Annotated in this window: 13 protein-coding genes; 10 read left to right on the forward strand and 3 right to left on the reverse strand. The window is 72.7% G+C overall.

Translation table 11 applies throughout. The annotated features are described in order from the left end of the window. Positions 1 to 20 precede the first annotated feature (20 nt). Positions 21 to 1,178, forward strand: a complete 1,158-nt coding sequence (locus AB0412_RS31830) for an acyl-CoA dehydrogenase family protein (protein WP_366406064.1) — start codon at positions 21 to 23, stop codon at positions 1,176 to 1,178. An 81-nt stretch (positions 1,179 to 1,259) separates the two neighbouring features. Here the strand turns inward: AB0412_RS31830 and AB0412_RS31835 are convergent, their stop codons facing one another. The 3 genes from AB0412_RS31835 to AB0412_RS31845 all read right to left on the reverse strand — a co-directional run bounded on the left by AB0412_RS31835 (position 1,260) and on the right by AB0412_RS31845 (position 5,558). After that, entirely contained in the window at positions 1,260 to 1,733 is a 474-nt protein-coding gene (locus AB0412_RS31835; protein WP_366406065.1) for a nuclear transport factor 2 family protein, read from the reverse strand. A gap of 16 nt (positions 1,734 to 1,749) precedes the next feature. Beyond that, positions 1,750 to 2,673 (reverse strand): NAD(P)-dependent oxidoreductase, encoded by a 924-nt coding sequence (locus AB0412_RS31840; RefSeq protein ID WP_366406102.1) that lies wholly within the window; start codon positions 2,671 to 2,673, stop codon positions 1,750 to 1,752. Between the two features lie 68 nt (positions 2,674 to 2,741). Beyond that, the gene (locus AB0412_RS31845; RefSeq protein WP_366406066.1) at positions 2,742 to 5,558 is read right to left on the reverse strand and encodes a non-ribosomal peptide synthetase; all 2,817 of its coding nucleotides are present in this window, start codon (positions 5,556 to 5,558) and stop codon (positions 2,742 to 2,744) included. A 997-nt stretch (positions 5,559 to 6,555) separates the two neighbouring features. Between AB0412_RS31845 and AB0412_RS31850 the strand changes: the two genes are divergently transcribed. The 9 genes from AB0412_RS31850 (at position 6,556) to AB0412_RS31890 (ending at position 14,825) form a co-directional block, all read left to right on the forward strand. Next, complete coding sequence (locus AB0412_RS31850; protein WP_366406067.1) at positions 6,556 to 7,344, forward strand: DNA-binding response regulator; 789 nt, start codon at positions 6,556 to 6,558, stop codon at positions 7,342 to 7,344. A gap of 213 nt (positions 7,345 to 7,557) precedes the next feature. Beyond that, positions 7,558 to 8,349, forward strand: coding sequence for a LuxR family transcriptional regulator (locus AB0412_RS31855; protein WP_366406068.1), 792 nt, complete (start codon positions 7,558 to 7,560; stop codon positions 8,347 to 8,349). A gap of 234 nt (positions 8,350 to 8,583) precedes the next feature. After that, positions 8,584 to 9,498 (forward strand): ACP S-malonyltransferase, encoded by a 915-nt coding sequence (locus AB0412_RS31860; RefSeq protein ID WP_366406103.1) that lies wholly within the window; start codon positions 8,584 to 8,586, stop codon positions 9,496 to 9,498. Positions 9,499 to 9,560: 62 nt separating this feature from the next. Continuing rightward, positions 9,561 to 10,313, forward strand: coding sequence for an alpha/beta fold hydrolase (locus AB0412_RS31865; protein ID WP_366406069.1), 753 nt, complete (start codon positions 9,561 to 9,563; stop codon positions 10,311 to 10,313). Next, positions 10,310 to 11,047 carry a helix-turn-helix domain-containing protein gene (locus AB0412_RS31870; RefSeq protein WP_366406070.1) on the forward strand — a complete coding sequence of 246 codons (738 nt, stop codon included), beginning with the start codon at positions 10,310 to 10,312 and terminating at the stop codon, positions 11,045 to 11,047. The genes AB0412_RS31865 and AB0412_RS31870 overlap by 4 nt, the downstream gene beginning before the upstream one ends. 161 nt (positions 11,048 to 11,208) lie before the next feature. Continuing rightward, positions 11,209 to 11,463, forward strand: coding sequence for an acyl carrier protein (locus AB0412_RS31875; RefSeq protein ID WP_366406071.1), 255 nt, complete (start codon positions 11,209 to 11,211; stop codon positions 11,461 to 11,463). A gap of 31 nt (positions 11,464 to 11,494) precedes the next feature. Beyond that, positions 11,495 to 12,808 carry a beta-ketoacyl-[acyl-carrier-protein] synthase family protein gene (locus tag AB0412_RS31880; protein WP_366406072.1) on the forward strand — a complete coding sequence of 438 codons (1,314 nt, stop codon included), beginning with the start codon at positions 11,495 to 11,497 and terminating at the stop codon, positions 12,806 to 12,808. After that, positions 12,805 to 13,956, forward strand: a complete 1,152-nt coding sequence (locus AB0412_RS31885) for a beta-ketoacyl synthase N-terminal-like domain-containing protein (protein ID WP_366406073.1) — start codon at positions 12,805 to 12,807, stop codon at positions 13,954 to 13,956. The genes AB0412_RS31880 and AB0412_RS31885 overlap by 4 nt, the downstream gene beginning before the upstream one ends. Then, positions 13,953 to 14,825 carry a beta-ketoacyl synthase N-terminal-like domain-containing protein gene (locus tag AB0412_RS31890; RefSeq protein WP_366406074.1) on the forward strand — a complete coding sequence of 291 codons (873 nt, stop codon included), beginning with the start codon at positions 13,953 to 13,955 and terminating at the stop codon, positions 14,823 to 14,825. The genes AB0412_RS31885 and AB0412_RS31890 overlap by 4 nt, the downstream gene beginning before the upstream one ends. The last annotated feature ends 21 nt before the right edge of the window (positions 14,826 to 14,846 follow it).

The raw sequence follows: 14,846 nt of genomic DNA on the forward strand, positions 1-14,846 counted from the left end.
GACCTGGAATGGGTGGAGCAATGAAGCCGGAAGACCTCAAGGCCGTACGCGCGTTCGTCAAGGAGTGTCTCGAAGGGCGCCACGCCGAGCTGGACGCCCTCGACGACAAGCCCTCGGACGTCTACGACAGGTTCCGCGAGACCGGACTGGCCAACTGGTGGCTGCCCACCGAGCTCGGCGGGCGCGGACTCGGCCTGGAGGACAGCGTCGAGATCGTCAACGAGCTCTCCTACGGCGACGCCGGAGCGGCCTTCACGCTCTTCATCTCGGTGCTCGGCACCAGCATGGTGCAGCTGTACGGCTCCGAGGAGCTGAAGGCGCGGTACCTCGAACCCATGGCCGCCAAGGGCTCGTTCTGCGCGACCCTCGGCAGCGAACGGACCGCCGGCAGCGAACTCGGCCGCGTCGAGACCGTGGTGGCCCGCGACGGCGACGAACTCGTCGTGACCGGCGAGAAGTTCTTCTCGACCAACACGGACTTCGCCGACTTCCTCGTCGTCGTCGCCCGTTCGGCCGAGGACGCCGAGACCCATCACGCCGTGCTGATCCCGCGCGACACCCCCGGCATCGAGATCGTGCGGCGTTGGGACGTCATCGGTCTGCGCACCTCGCACACCTACCAGGTCAGCCTCCAGGGCTGCCGAGTGCCCGCCGCGTACCGGCTCGACGGCTCCGGACTGCGCCTGCTGGAGATCGGCCTCAACGCCAGCCGCATCCTCATCGCGGCCACCGCCATCGGCATCGCCCGCCGGATCCGCGACCACTGCATGACCTACGCCAAGAACAAGCCGTTCCGCGGCGGCACGCTCGTCGAGAGCCCCGTGTTCGCGCAGCGGCTCGGGCAGATGGAGATGCGGATCGACGTTATGAAGAGCCACTGTCTGCGCGCCGCACGCGAGTACGACGCGATCATGGCCGACCCCGGCGCCGCGGCCCTCTTCCACCGCCAGGGCACCCTCAAGTCCGCCCTGACCGCCAAGATGTTCTGCGGCCAGGCGGGCTGGGACGTCGCCTCCGTGGGCTCCGAGATGTTCGGCGGGCTCGGCTACACGCACGACCTGCCCGTCGGCAAGCTCGTGCGCGACATGCGGTACGTGTCGCTCGTGGAGGGCGGCGACGACGTGCTGCGCGAGCTGCTCTTCAGCCGTTATGTGATCCCGGTGCCGAGGCGCTCGTAGCGCGCCCGGCACGGACCGAGACGGCCGCGCCCTGTCTCCTCGAGCGGGGGAGACAGGGCGCGGCGCCGTGCCGCGGGCGGCTCAGCTCTCGATCAGCCGGTGGAACTCGACCGTGTCGAAGATGTCCTCCATGCGCACCGCCACGCCGTCGCGCAGCGTCCAGGAGTGGACGAACGACAGCCGCGCCGTGCGGCCACGCACCGAGGTCACCTCGCGCTCGCCGAACACCACCACCCGGTCCCCGTCCGCCACGAACTCGCGTGGCTCCAGGCGCATTCCGCCGAGCACGGTGGGGACACGGGCCAGGAACGCCCGCACGCCCGCGTGACCGCGCTTGGTGCCGCCCAGGTCGTACCCGGTCATCCCGTCGGGGTGCACCCACTCCACCTCGGGGTCCAGGGTCGCCAGCAGCGCGCCCACGTCCCGGGCGTGGAACGCCTCGTAGGCGCGCCGGACCAGCCGCAGATTCTCGGTCGTGTCCGTCGCAGTCGCAGTCGCAGTCGCAGTCGCGGTGGCAGTCGCCGCTGCCGTCGCGGTCGCCAGTGCCGTCGTCATCGTGCCGTCTCCCTCGTCAGACGCCGAAACGGTCGGGGTGCAGGGTCCTCAGGGTGCGCTCGATGCCGTCCCGCCAGCCGACCCGGCAGGGGCCGGTCAGCCGGCGGCGCAGCGCCGGGTCGAACTGATAGGTCTCGCGCGTGACCTCGCTCGGCACCAGCAGGGCCGGTACGCCCGTCAGGGCCTCGATGTGACGGATGCAGTCGGTGACGCCGACCGACTCGTCACCGCCCCAGTTCACGAGCGTCGAGGGCACCGACGCGGCCCGCCACAGATGCGGGACCTGCGCGACGAGATCGTCGGTGTACAGCAGCGAGCACCAGTTCTGGCCCTCCAGCGGCACGGCGATCGGGGCGCCGGCGAGCATCTGCTTGAAGTAGAGCATCGGGACCCCGCCGTACGTGCCGGGTCCGTAGGCGATGTTGAGCCGCGCGATGGTCGTGGGCAGCTCCAGGACCTGCGCGAAGGCGCGCACCGCGCCCTCGGTGGCGAGCTTGCCCATCGGGTAGGCGGGCAGCCAGTCCGCGGCGCCGTCGACCGGGTCGTCCTCGGTGTACCGGTGGTCCAGGGTCTGCCGCTTGTACAGGGCGCCCGTGGAGACGTACAGGAACGACGAGGCGGTGCGGCAGTGCTGCATCAGGCGCCCGGTGGCGACCGCGTTGATCTCCGCGGTGGCGTTGAAGTCACCGTCCTCGCCGCGGCGCACCGCCGAGTGGAACACGTGCGTGAAGTCTTCCGGGAGTCCCTTGAGGGCGTGCGGGGACGGGTCGTCCATGTCCCACCGCCAGGTGGTGATCCCGCGCCGGTTCAGCGCGCGCTCGACGTCCGGGTCGGCGAAGCGGCCCAGGCACCACACGTCGTTGTGCTCGGCCAGCGCCTCGGCGACCGGCCGGGCGACCTGCCCGGTGCCGCCGGTGATCAGGACCTTGGCGCCGCGCAGCGCGCTCGCCGGGTCCGAGCCGGTGCCCGCGCCTGTGCCTGTTCCTGTGCCTGTTCCGCTGCCGCGCGTCATCGGTCGTCTCCCCGTCGGATCGCGATCTCGTCGGCCTCCGCGAGCCGCAGGTCCAGCTCCCGGCGCAGGATCGCCTGGAACTCGGCCACGTGCTGCGGGGACAGCATGGTGTAGTGCTCGCCGGGCACCTCGATGTAGCGGTTGGGCCCGGTGGTGAAGTCGTCCCAGCGGCGCAGTTCCTTGTCGAGCCAGTCCTGCCGGGTGCCGCGCAGCGGGATCGCGTGGAAGACGCTGACCGACGGCACCGAGCCGCTGGGCTCGTAGCCGCGGCCGAGGTCGGTGAGGGCGTTGGCGAGTTCCGCCCAGGCGGCGAACCGGTCGGCGTCCAGGTCGAGTTCGGCCAGCCGGCCGGCCGGGGCCAGCTCCATGAGCCGGGCGATCTGTTCCTCGCGGGGGAGCGGGCGCAGCCGCTCGGGCAGTTCGGTGCTCTGCTTCTTGTCGATCAGTGCGAGGAAGAAGGCCAGGTTCGTCGCGGTCTCGGCGAAGTCCAGTTCCTCCATGCGGTACTTGATGTGCGGCGGCAGGTTGAGACTGCCGACGAAGTCGACGCGCTCCCCGCGCTCGCGCAGCACCTTGGCGATCTCGAAGGCGACCACGCCGCCGAAGGAGTATCCGGCGACCGCGTACGGGCCGTGCGGCTGCTTGCGCTGGATCGCGTCGGCGTAGCAGTCCACCATCTGCTCGAACGTCGCGAACGGCTTCTCGCCCTCGTCGAAGCCGCGGGCCCGCAGCGCGTGGAACGGCCGGTCGCCCGCGAAGTACTTGGCGAGGTTGACGAAGACCAGCACCTCGCCCACGCCCGGGTGGACGCAGAACAGGGGTGTCTTGGCGCCGCCGGTCTGCATCGGCACCAGCGGGTCGTACTCCCGTGTGCCGGACGCGGCGCCCTCGTCGAGCCGGGCGGCCAGGGCACGGACCGTCGGTGCCCTGAGGACCGTGATCACCTCCAGGCCGCCGACGCCGAGCCGCTCGGCGACCCGCCCGCGCAGCCGCAGGATGTCCAGTGACGTGCCGCCCAGGTCGAAGAAGTTGGCGGTGGCGCTGATCGCGGCCGGGTCGGTGTCGAACAGCTCGGCGTAGATCTCCGCGAGCACCCGCTCGGTCGCGCCCTCGGGGGCGGTGTAGCCGCCGAGCATGCGCAGCGTCAGCTCGTCGACGGCCCGGCGCTCGGTGTCGTACGCGCCCTGCTCCAGTCGCCGGCGCATCAGCGAGCGCTGGATCTTGCCGAGGCTGGTCTTGGGGAACGCCTCGGGCGGCAGCGGCAGGACCAGCGTCGGCCGGAAACCCCAGTGCATCACCACGGTGCTGCGGACGGCCGTGAGCACCCGGTGCAGGGCGGCCTCGTCGGTGGCGCCGGCTCCGCCGGTCGCCGCGGCCTGCGGGGCGAAGGCGATCACCAGCTGCTCGGTGTCGCTGCCGGCCGGGCGGACGGGGAAGGCGGCGACGTAGGAACGGGCCACGCCGTCGAGCCATTCGAGGACGGACTCGATGTCGTGGGAGAAGTAGTTGACGCCGTTGACGATGATGCTGTCCTTGCTGCGCCCGACCAGCGTCAGCCGCCCCTCGTCGAGCCGGCCCAGGTCGCCGCTGCGGAACCAGCCGTCCGCGGTGAACGCCTCACGCGTGGCCGTCTCGTTGTTGTAGTACCCCGGGGTGATCATCGGGCCGCGCAGCTGCAGCTCGCCCACCTGGCCCTCGGGCAGCGGGCGGTCCTCCGGGTCGGCTATGCGGATGCGCAGGCCGTGGACCGGGGTGCCGAGATTGGCGAACTCCGCGCCGCGGTCGGCGTCCGGGAACGCCTTGCGGGAGTACACGCTGCCGGCGCAGGTCTCGGTCATGCCGAAGGCGGGCCACAGCGCGTCGCGGGCCAGTCCGTAGGGGGCGAGGCGGTCGAGGAATCTCTCCCCGGTGGCGACGACCACGGCCTCGCCGCCGCTGATGATGTGCCGCAGCCGGGACAGGTCAAGCCGCTCGCCGCTCTCGCGCAGCCGGTCGCCGGCCGCGTTGATCAGACCGAGCAGGAAGTTCGGGGTGAAGGTCATCGTGACGCCGTGCCGCGAGATCAGCCGGAGGAACTCCAGCGGCTCGCCGAGGACGACCTGCGCCTGGACGTGCAGCTGCCGGCTGCCCGTGGACAGCGGCAGCAGATGGCACTCCAGCAGGGCGGCCACATGGTCGAAGGACACCCAGTTGAGGGTGGTGTCACCGGCGGTGAGCCGGTGGTGGCCGTTCTTCGCCGCCATGGAGGCCAGCAGGTTGGCGTGGGTGAGGACGACCGCCTTGGAGTGGCCGGTGGACCCGGAGGTCAGGACGAGGACGGCGGTGTCCTCGGGCGCCGCGCGGTGGAAGTCCCCGGCGGGCACCGGGCCGGCGGCGCGCAGCTCCTCCAGGGACGCCACCGACAGGCCGTCCACGGCGGGCAGTTCGGCGGCCAGGGCCGCGCCCGTCACCACCAGGGGGCCGCCGAGCAGGGTGTTCACGTGCTCCAGCTGGGTGGCCCAGCGGTCCCGGTCGCCGCGCAGCGGTGCCATGGGGCAGGGGACGAAGCCGCCGAGCACCGCGGCCCAGAACACGGGCAGGAAGTCCTGTGGTCGTTCCAGGACCGGTACGACCCGGTCGCCCGGCCGCAGTCCCCGGGCGCGCAGCGCGGTCAGGAGGCGGGCGGATTCGGCCAGCAGGTCCGGATAGGGCACGTCCCGGCAGTCCGCGTCGGCGGGGCCGAGGCAGTAGCCGACGCCGGTGCCGGGATGCCGGTCGGCGGCGGTCAGCAGCAGGTCGGCGAGGGAACGCGGTGTGGAGGGTGGGCGGTTCACGATCGTGTCTCTCCCTGTCTTCGAAGGCGGGCGGCGCGGGCCGCGTCTCGCCGGAACGTGAAGGAACGGACGTGACTCGATGTGACGCTGCTTTGCACGGGGTGGGGGTGAGGGGGGGCGAGGCGCTGTGCTGTGCCTGTGCGGGGCGTGGGCGGACGGCGTTGCGCCCTGCTGGCGGGAGAGCGCTGCGGGGGTGACGGAGCCGGAGCCGCTCGGCAGGTGGCGGGATCCGGTGGGAGGGGCGCGGCGGCCACGGGTGCGTCGCGCGTCCACCCGGACGTCACCGCGCCTTGTACTTTTCAGTCATCTGCAATTCCCCCGTACGGCACCTGGAATACCGTCAAACCTCGCTCGACGCGGTGTGTCGCGGCGAGCTGCACTGCTGCCCCGGGAGCCGGCGGAACGCTATTGCCGCGTCCGTGCCGATGTCATTTCCCCCGAGGAATTCCCGATCAAGCGGGCCGTACCGTCCGGTCGGCGAACGGTGCCACCGGCCGGCCGCACCGTTGCGCTCGGAATGTGGCGCAAAGGTGGGCCCTACGCCCCCCGTCTGGCTCGTCGTCACCCGGTCACCGTAGGCTTGGCCAAGGCTCGAGCGGGGCTGGAGCGGGGGGCAGTTGGCCGGAAGCGGACAGAAGTGCGACGCGGGGTGAGGGGAGTGGAGCGCTCGGTGGCGCAACCGGAAGCGGAGAGTCAAGTTCGGGGGATGAGGTGCAGCTTGTTGTCAGGGTGTCTGGAAGAAATCCGCAGCCGCCCGAAAAAGTGGAAAGCGGATTTAGCCTTCGGCCGGCCGACGCCGGCAGGCTGGATCTTGTTGACTGGTTCTGAGCCAGCGAACTATTGTCTGAGTCGAGGCAGGCTCGCATCCGCCGAAAAGATTCACGATTGAACAGTTCGGTTTTCACGAATCTTGGCGTGGGAGTGCGGTGAGCCGTCGGGCCTCGGCAAGATGCACGCTTGAGCCACGATCAGGGCTGGGTGACCAAGGGGGACACCAGTGACCGGTGCTGTCATCGACCCACCAGGAGCGGACCGGGTGCCGGACACGGCCCGCGGGGATCACGCGGCCCATGTCGAGCAGACCCTGCTGCAGGCCCGGGCGCTCATCGAGTCCACCGTCTCCCTCTACCGCAGGCGTCCCGCGGGCGGCCCCGACGGGACGCACACCAGCGTCGCGGTGCTGCGCGAGGCGCTGCACGAGCTGCTCGGGGAGGCGCGCCACACCGTGTGCGTCGCCCTGACCTCCGCCGACGAGTTCAGCGCCACCGTGAAGGAACTGCTCACCGAGACCCGGCCCGGCCCGCACGTGCGGGTCCTGTGCGCCACCGCGGTCGCGGACGGCTCCCTCGCCCGGCTGAGCGCGGCCGGCGGCAGCCGCTTCGAAGTACGGTGCTCCGAGGGGCAGTTACGGGACGCCGTCGTGGTCGACGGCGCCCGCGCCCTGATCCGCGCCGTGCCCGGCAGCGACAGCGGCGCCCAGGCAACCCTGGTCACCGACACCGCGGCCGTGCGCGCCCTCGAACTGCTCTTCGCGGGGACCTGGTCGCGCTGCCGGCGGCTCGACGACCACCTCGCCCTCGGCCCGCGGCTGCGCAGCGACCTCAGCCGCAGGATCCTGGAGCGGCTGCGCTCCGGCCAGACCGACGACGTCGCCGCCCGCGAACTCAATGTCTCCCTGCGCACCTACCGACGCCATGTCGCGGAGATCATGCGGGAACTGGGCGCCAGCTCCCGCTTCCAGGCCGGAGCGCGCGCCGTCGAACTGGGGCTGATGCAGCAGGAGTAGCCGTGAGCCTCGCCGTCCACACCGTCCGCACCCCGGGTGCACGGCGCCCCTTGTACAGCCGGGTGCTCGTGGCGCACCCGGCACCACCCCGCCGACCGGAGCGCCACAGGCCGCCCGCCCCCTCGGCCCCACCACCGGCCGCGCAGGGCAGGGCACGCGAGGAGCACAACCGTTTCGCTCGGCGGGGATCGAACGGGGAACGGGGAACAGGACGTGTCGGACAGCGCTGAGGACGACCTCGAGCAGGCCCTCCTCCAGGTGCAGACCCTGATCGAGTCGACGGTGGCCATCCACCGCGACCGCAGCCTCCAGGAACAGCGGATCACGGTCGTCGAGGGCGGCTACGCCGTGGTGCTCCAACAGGCGCGGGACCTCATCTCGGGGGCGACGCGCACCATCGACATCGTGCACGCCCGCATGACCGGCGACCGAGAGGAACCCGGCCGCGGCGAAGGAGTCGAACGGCAGCTGATCTACGAAGCCTCCGACACCGTCATGGTCCGGCTGCTCAGCAGCCCCGCCCTGGTCGACGAGGACTTCGTCCGCGAACAGCTCGGCAAGGAGAGACCGGTGGCCATCCGCATCGCCAGAGTGCCCCCGCTCCAGGCGCTCATGGTGGACGGCACCGTCGCGCTCGTCGTCGCCGAGTCCGCCGTCGGCCGGCGCGCCTCCATGATCCGGGCACCGGAACTGCTGCACACCCTCGGCACCCTCTTCGAGAACGTCTGGCGCGACGCCGTGCCCGCCGGTGAACGCGTCGTCTTCGGCAACCGCGACCGCGGTGCCCTCGCCCGGCAGATCCTCGCCGCCCTGTGGGCCGGCGTCACCGACGAGGTGGCCGCCCGCGACCTCGCCGTCTCGGTACGCACCTACCGGCGGCACGTCGCCGAGATCATGGCGCTGCTCGGCGCCAACTCCCGCTTCCAGGCCGGAGTGCGGGCCGCCGAGCTCGGCCTGCTGCCCCCGGCCGCACCGCATCGCGCACGCCCCGGCGACCGGCCGTGACCTCCCGGCTGGCAGCTTCCTGAAAGCGGTGTTGCCGCCCGCCGCGCACCGGCAGTTCCATGGAGTGCGAGAAAGGGATTCACCCCTCGCGGGGCTTGCGTGAATTCCTTCCCCGGCGGCGCCGAGAATCCCCCGCTCCCGTCCGCCGGCTCGCGGGGACCCGTCGGCTCCGATTCCCGGACGGGTCCCCGCTCTCCCCGGTGCATTCACGCGGAAGGCGGGTCCATGAGTCGTATGCCGGTCGCCCTGCTGTTTCCAGGACAGGGAACACAGAAAGAGGCCATGGGAGAACCCTGGAAAGAAACTCCGTCCTGGGAACTCACCCGGCAGATCTCCGAGGTCACCGGAGAGGACATTCCCGAACTCCTGCTGCACACCCCCGGCGAGCGGCTGCGCCGCACCGACCTGGCCCAGCTCGCCGTGTTCAGCGTCTCGGTGATCGCGCACGCCGAGGCCGTACGCCGGGACGCCCTCGGCGGCACCGTCGTCGCCTGCGCGGGCCACAGCCTCGGCGAGTACGCCGCCCTCGTCGCCGCCGGCGCGCTCACCCTGCCCGCGGCGGCCGGACTGGTCGCCGCCCGCGGCCGGGCCATGCGAAGGGCCGCCGAGGCCGTCGAGGGCACCATGGGCGTCCTCGTCGCCGCGCCCCTGACCGAGGTGGCCGCGCTGACCGCACGGATGCGCGAGGACGGGCTCGAGGTGTGGGTGGCCAACGTCAACGCGCCAGGCCAGACCGTCGTCTCCGGCTCCGCCGAGGGCATCGACCGCCTGGCCGTCGAGGCGCCCTCCATCGGCGCCAAGCTCATCCGGCTCCAGGTCGGCGGCGCCTTCCACAGCCCGTACATGGAACCCGCCGCCGACGCCCTGCGCAGCGCGCTGAAGGACACCTCCTTCGCCCCCTCCCACCTGCCCGTCGTGGCCAACGTGGACGCCGAGGCGCACTCCGGTGACTGCGACTGGCCCGCCCTCGGCACCCGCCAGCTCACCTCCCCGGTGCTGTGGGAACAGAGCGTGCACACCCTCGTCGGTCCGCTCGGCTGCCGCCGACTCGTCGAGGTCGGGCCCGGCCGCACCCTGGCCGGGCTGGCCCGCCGGATCACCCCGGACACCGAGGTCGTGTCGCTGGACGCCCCGGGCGCCCTGGACTGACGAGCCCGCGCCACGCCGGACGCCCGGACCGACCACCCCACGCCACAAGGAGGCCCCCTGCCATGGCACTCGGCACGACAAGCATCTGGCTGCGGCGCTACGCCACCGCCGCCCCGCCCCGACTGCGGCTGCTGTGCCTGCCCCACGCGGGCGGCTCGGCCGGCTTCTTCCACGACTGGGGGCACGCCTTCGGCGACGACGTGGAGGTCCTCGCCGCCCGCTACCCCGGCCGGCAGGAGCGCATCGCGGAAGAACCGCTCACCAGCATAGAGGAACTCGCCGACGCGCTCGCCGACGAACTGTTGCCCTACCTCGGCACCCCGCTGGCCGTGTTCGGCCACAGCATGGGCGCCTCCGTCGGATACGAGCTCGCCCTGCGCCTGGAGGCACGCCACCACACCGCGCTGGACCTGCTGATGGTCTCCTGCCGCAAGGCCCCGCACCTGCTCACCCCGCGCACCGCGGCCCTCGGCGGCGACGGCGCCCTGCTGGACGAGGTCAGGCGGCTCGGCGGCACCGACGCCGCGCTCCTCGACGACGCGGACCTGCGCGAGCTGGTCCTGCCCGCCATCCGGGCCGACTTCGCCGCCGTCGCCCGCTACACCGCACGGCCCGGCGTCCCCCTCGGCTGCCCGGTGGCCGGCTACGTCGGCGCCGACGACCCCGACATCCGGGCCGACGAGGTCGCCGCCTGGGCGGGCGTCGCACCGAAGGGATTCGACCTGACGGTGCTGCCGGGCGGCCACTTCTACCTGATGGACCGCCGCGACGACCTCGTCCGGGACATCCGTGCGCGGCTGGCGCCGAAGCGATGAGCACCGCGACCCGGCCCCGGACGGCGACCGGTGTCGGCGTGCTCGACAAGGCGGCCGTGCTGCTGGAGATCGTGGAGGGCGGCCCCGCCACCCTCGGCGACCTCGTCATGTACAGCGGACTCGCCCGGCCGACCGTCCACCGCATCGCCGTCGCCCTGGAACGCCTCGGACTGTTCACCCGCGACCTGCACGGCCGGTTCGTCCTCGGCCCCCGGCTCGACGCCACCGCCCTCGGCGTACGCCACGACCGGCTGGCCATGGCCGCGGGACCGGTCCTCGCCGGACTGCGCGCGGCGACCGGCCTCGACGCACTCCTCCACCGGCGCCGTGACGGTCTGCAGATCTGTGTCGCCGCCTCCGTCGCCGGCGGCCCCCCGCCCGTCGGCGCCACCCGGCCCGCCTCGGCGGGCCCCGTCGCCGGGGTGCTGCTCGCCTGGGAGCCGCCCGACGAGCTGTCCGAGGCGCTCAGCTGCGCCCGGTTCACCGCCGCCCAGCTCGCCGCCGTACGCCGCAGGGGGTGGGCCTACGGACCCGACCCGCTGCGCCCGGGCAGCGTGACGTACGCCGTCCCCGTGCGCGCCCCCGACGACCGGGTGGCCGCCGCCCTGGCCGTGACCGGGCCGGCCTCCCGTATGCCCGCGGCCCCCGACCGCCGGCTCGGCGGTGCCCTCTTCGACGCGGTGGCCTCGCTCGCCGACGCCCTGCCGCGCCTGCGCGGGAGCTTTCTCCCCTGATACCTGGCCGCATCACGGCCGCACACCCGAATTCCCTTGCGCCGGTGGCAGCTTGTTGCAGCCGCTGTTGTGAGGGAAGCGGGTCGCCTCGCACCATTCAGAAGCGATGGAAACGTGCCGCATAAAAAACCGACTGCGGCCCTTCGGAAAGAGGTAATGGCGTGACCACTGCCACGCGCGACGAGCGTCTGGAAACCATCAAGGAAATCGTCTGCGACATTCTCGAGATAGAGGAGGACGAGGTCACCGAGGTCAGCCTTTTCAAGGAGGACCACAACGCCGACTCGCTCCGCGCCATCGAGATTCTCGCCGCCCTGGAGAAGGAGTTCGGCGTCGTCATCAACCAGAGCGAGCTGCCGCGCATGGTGAACCTCAAGGGCGTCTACGAGGTCGTCGCGGAGCCGGCCGGCTGGTAGTCGAACCGCTCGCGCGGACTGGGAGGTTGGCATGACGACGGCAGTGAGCGGCACCGGCCGGAGGCGTCCGGAGCGGCGCCGGGTGGTCCTCACCGGACTCGGGGTGGTCTCCAGCATCGGACTGGGCGCGAAGGAGTTCCTCCAGGGACTCCGCGAGGGCCGCAGCGGTGCCCGGCCCATCACCGTGTTCGACACCGAGGGCTTCGCCCACGCGAACGGGTGCGAGATCACGGACTTCGAACCGCGGGACTGGATCAGCACGCTGGAGGTGGAACAGCTCGGCAGGGCCGCGCAGTTCTCGACGGCGGCTGCCCGGATGGCCCTGGAGGACTCCGGACTCGACCCGACCTGGCTGCGCGCCCGGCGCGGGCTGATCTCCATCGGCACCACCGACGGCGAGAGCTACGACCTCGACCAGCTGGTCGAGAGCGAACTCGCCCACGGAACAGGCGCGTTCGACCCCGCGGCCGCCCGGCGGGTGCCGGCCGGGCGGCTGTCGGTGGCCATCGCGCAGGAACTGGGCCTCAGCGACGTGGAGGCCCTCACCGTCCCCACCGCCTGCTCGGCGGGGAACTACGCCATCGGCTACGGCTTCGACGCCGTCAGCTCCGGCGAGGCGGACTTCGCCTTCTGCGGCGGCGCCGACGCCATGTGCCGCAAGACGTTCACCGGCTTCTACCGGCTCGGCACCATCGCCCCGGACCGCTGCCAGCCCTTCGACGTCGACCGCAAGGGCATCCTCACCGGCGAGGGCGCGGGCGTCCTCGTCCTGGAGCCGCTCGAGACCGCCCTGGAGCGCGGCGCCACCATCTACGCCGAGGTGCTCGGCTACGGCCTGAACTGCGACGCCCACCACCAGGTGGCCCCCGACCAGGACAGCGTCGCCGGCCTGATGCGCCTCGCCCTCGACAACGCCGGCGTCGCCCCGCACGAGGTGGACCTCATCTCCGCGCACGGCACCGGCACCAAGGCCAACGACATCACCGAGGCGGGCGCCATCCGCCAGGTGTTCGGGGACACCCCGCCGCGCACCGTGTCCATGAAGTCGATGCTCGGCCACACCATGGGCGCGGCCAGCGCGCTGGGCGCCATCGGCTGCGCCCTGGCCATCCAGAACCGTTTCATCCCGCCCACCATCAACCACGTCACCACCGACCCCGAGTGCGACGTCGACTGCGTACCCAACCGGGCCGTCGACGCCGATCTGCGGATCGTGCAGAACAACGGCCTGGCGTTCGGCGGGAACAACGCGGCGGTCCTGCTCGGCCGCTACGACGGGGACCACGGCGCGGGTGACGCCGCGGGCGGTCACGACGCGAGCTACGCGATCAGGGAGGCGTCATGACGTACCGCCCCATCGTCGGCATGGGCGCAGTCGCCGCCACCGGCTCCGGCGTCGGCGAACTGTTCGACGCCCTGTGCCGGGGCGTCAGCGGCCGGGCCGAACTGCGCGGCTTCGACCGCAGCAGATTCCGCGCCCAGCACGCCTACGAGGTCGACGACCGGCCGGCCCCCGGCCACGACGTCCCCGGCAGAGCGACCCGGCTGCTGCTCGACGCGGTCGGCCAGGCCGCCGCCGACGCCGGGCTCGGCGAGGACCTCAGCGGCATCCCCGTCCTCGTCGGCACCGGCCTGCGGGAACTGCGCTCGCTGGAGCTGTGGTGGCGCGACGGCTCCCCGTTCGCCGACTCCGGGCTGCACTTCGGCACCGGGCTGCGCGAACGCTTCAACGCCGACGTCACCCACACCTTCTCCAACGCCTGCTCGGCCTCGCTGTACGCGCTGGCCCTCGCCTCCGACCTGCTCGACCAGGAGGGCGACGGCGCCCCCGACACCGTGATCGTCGCCGGCGTCGACGTGCTGACCGAGTCCATGTACGGGCTGCTGGAGCGCGTCCACCCGCAGCCCCCGGACCGGGTGCGGCCCTTCGACCGCAACCGCACCGGCGTGCTGATGGGCGACGGCGCCGCCGCGATCGTGCTGCGCCGCACCGACGACGGCACCCGCCGGGTCCACGGGCGGCTGCGCGGCGTCGCCGTCAACTGCGACGCCTACCACGTCACCGCGCCCTCCCCGGACGGCATCGCCCAGGCCATGCGCGCCGCCCACCGGATCGCCGGCGTCAAGCCGTCCGACATCGACCTGGTGATGCTGCACGGCACCGGCACCCTGCTCAACGACGAGGCCGAGGCCACCGCCCTGCGCGACGTCCTCGGCGAGGACGCCTCCGCCCCCCTGATGACCGCCGTCAAGTCCATGACCGGCCACACCTCCGGCGCCTCCGGACTGATCAACCTGATCATCGGCGTCCGCGCCCTCCAGGAGGGCCGGGTGCCCCCGACCGTGGGCCTCGACGACCCGGTCGAGGAGGCGGCGCCGTTCCGCTTCGTCACCGGCGAGGCCGCCACCGGCCGCGACCTGGGCGTGGCACAGCTCAACGCCTTCGGCTTCGGCGGCATCAACGCCGTGGCCCTTGTGGAGGGGACCCGATGACCGAAGCGACCACCGAGACCACCGTGGTGGTCTCCGGCGCCGCCGTCCTGCTGCCGGGCGCCGACACCGTAGCGGCCCTCGCCGACGGCCCGCCCCCCGGCGGCACCCCCGTCGAACCGGCCGACCACGTCGGCCGCAAGGGGCTGCGCTACAAGGACCGGGCCACCCAGCTCGGCTACGCCCTCACCGCCGCCGCCCTGCGCGACGCCGCACTGCTCGGCGAGGACGGCCTGACCGTGCCCGCCGGGAGCACCGGCATCGTCGCCAGCTCCAACTTCGGCAACCTCGACACCGTGGCCCGTGCCCTCGACACCCTCCGCGAGGAGACCGTCACCGGCACCAGCCCGATGGACCTGCCCAACGCCTCCAGCAACGTCATCGCCTCCTCCGCGGCCATCCGCTACGGGCTGCGCGGCCCCAACCTGATGGTCTGCAACGGCGAGACGTCCGGCCTGGACGCCGTGCACTGGGCGGCCACCATGATCGCGGCCGGCCGCGCCGAGCGGTTCCTGGTGCTCGGCGTCGAACCCGACAACGAGGTCGTACGCCGGCTCCTGGGCGGCGGCCGGGCCGTCGACGGCGGAGCCGCGCTCGTCCTGGAGGCCCGCACGGCCGCCACCGCGCGCCACGCCACCGTCCGCGCCGTGCTCGGCCCCTACCGCAGGGCGGCCGACGCACCGCGCGAGCCCGGCCACTGGGAGCTGCCCGCGCACCTCGGCAGCGCCTCCGGAGCGTTCGGGGTGCTCCAGGTCGCCGCCGCCGTCGGCTGGTTCGACGCCGGCCGGCGCGAGCCGGTGCGGGCCGTGGCGGGCGGCGCGGACCACGACGCCGGTGCGGACCTGCTGCTGCTCGCGCCCGAAGCCGCCTGACGGCGACGAGGAGACGATCCC

This window comes from Streptomyces sp. NPDC052012, assembly GCF_040689265.1.
Lineage (GTDB): Bacteria > Actinomycetota > Actinomycetes > Streptomycetales > Streptomycetaceae > Streptomyces.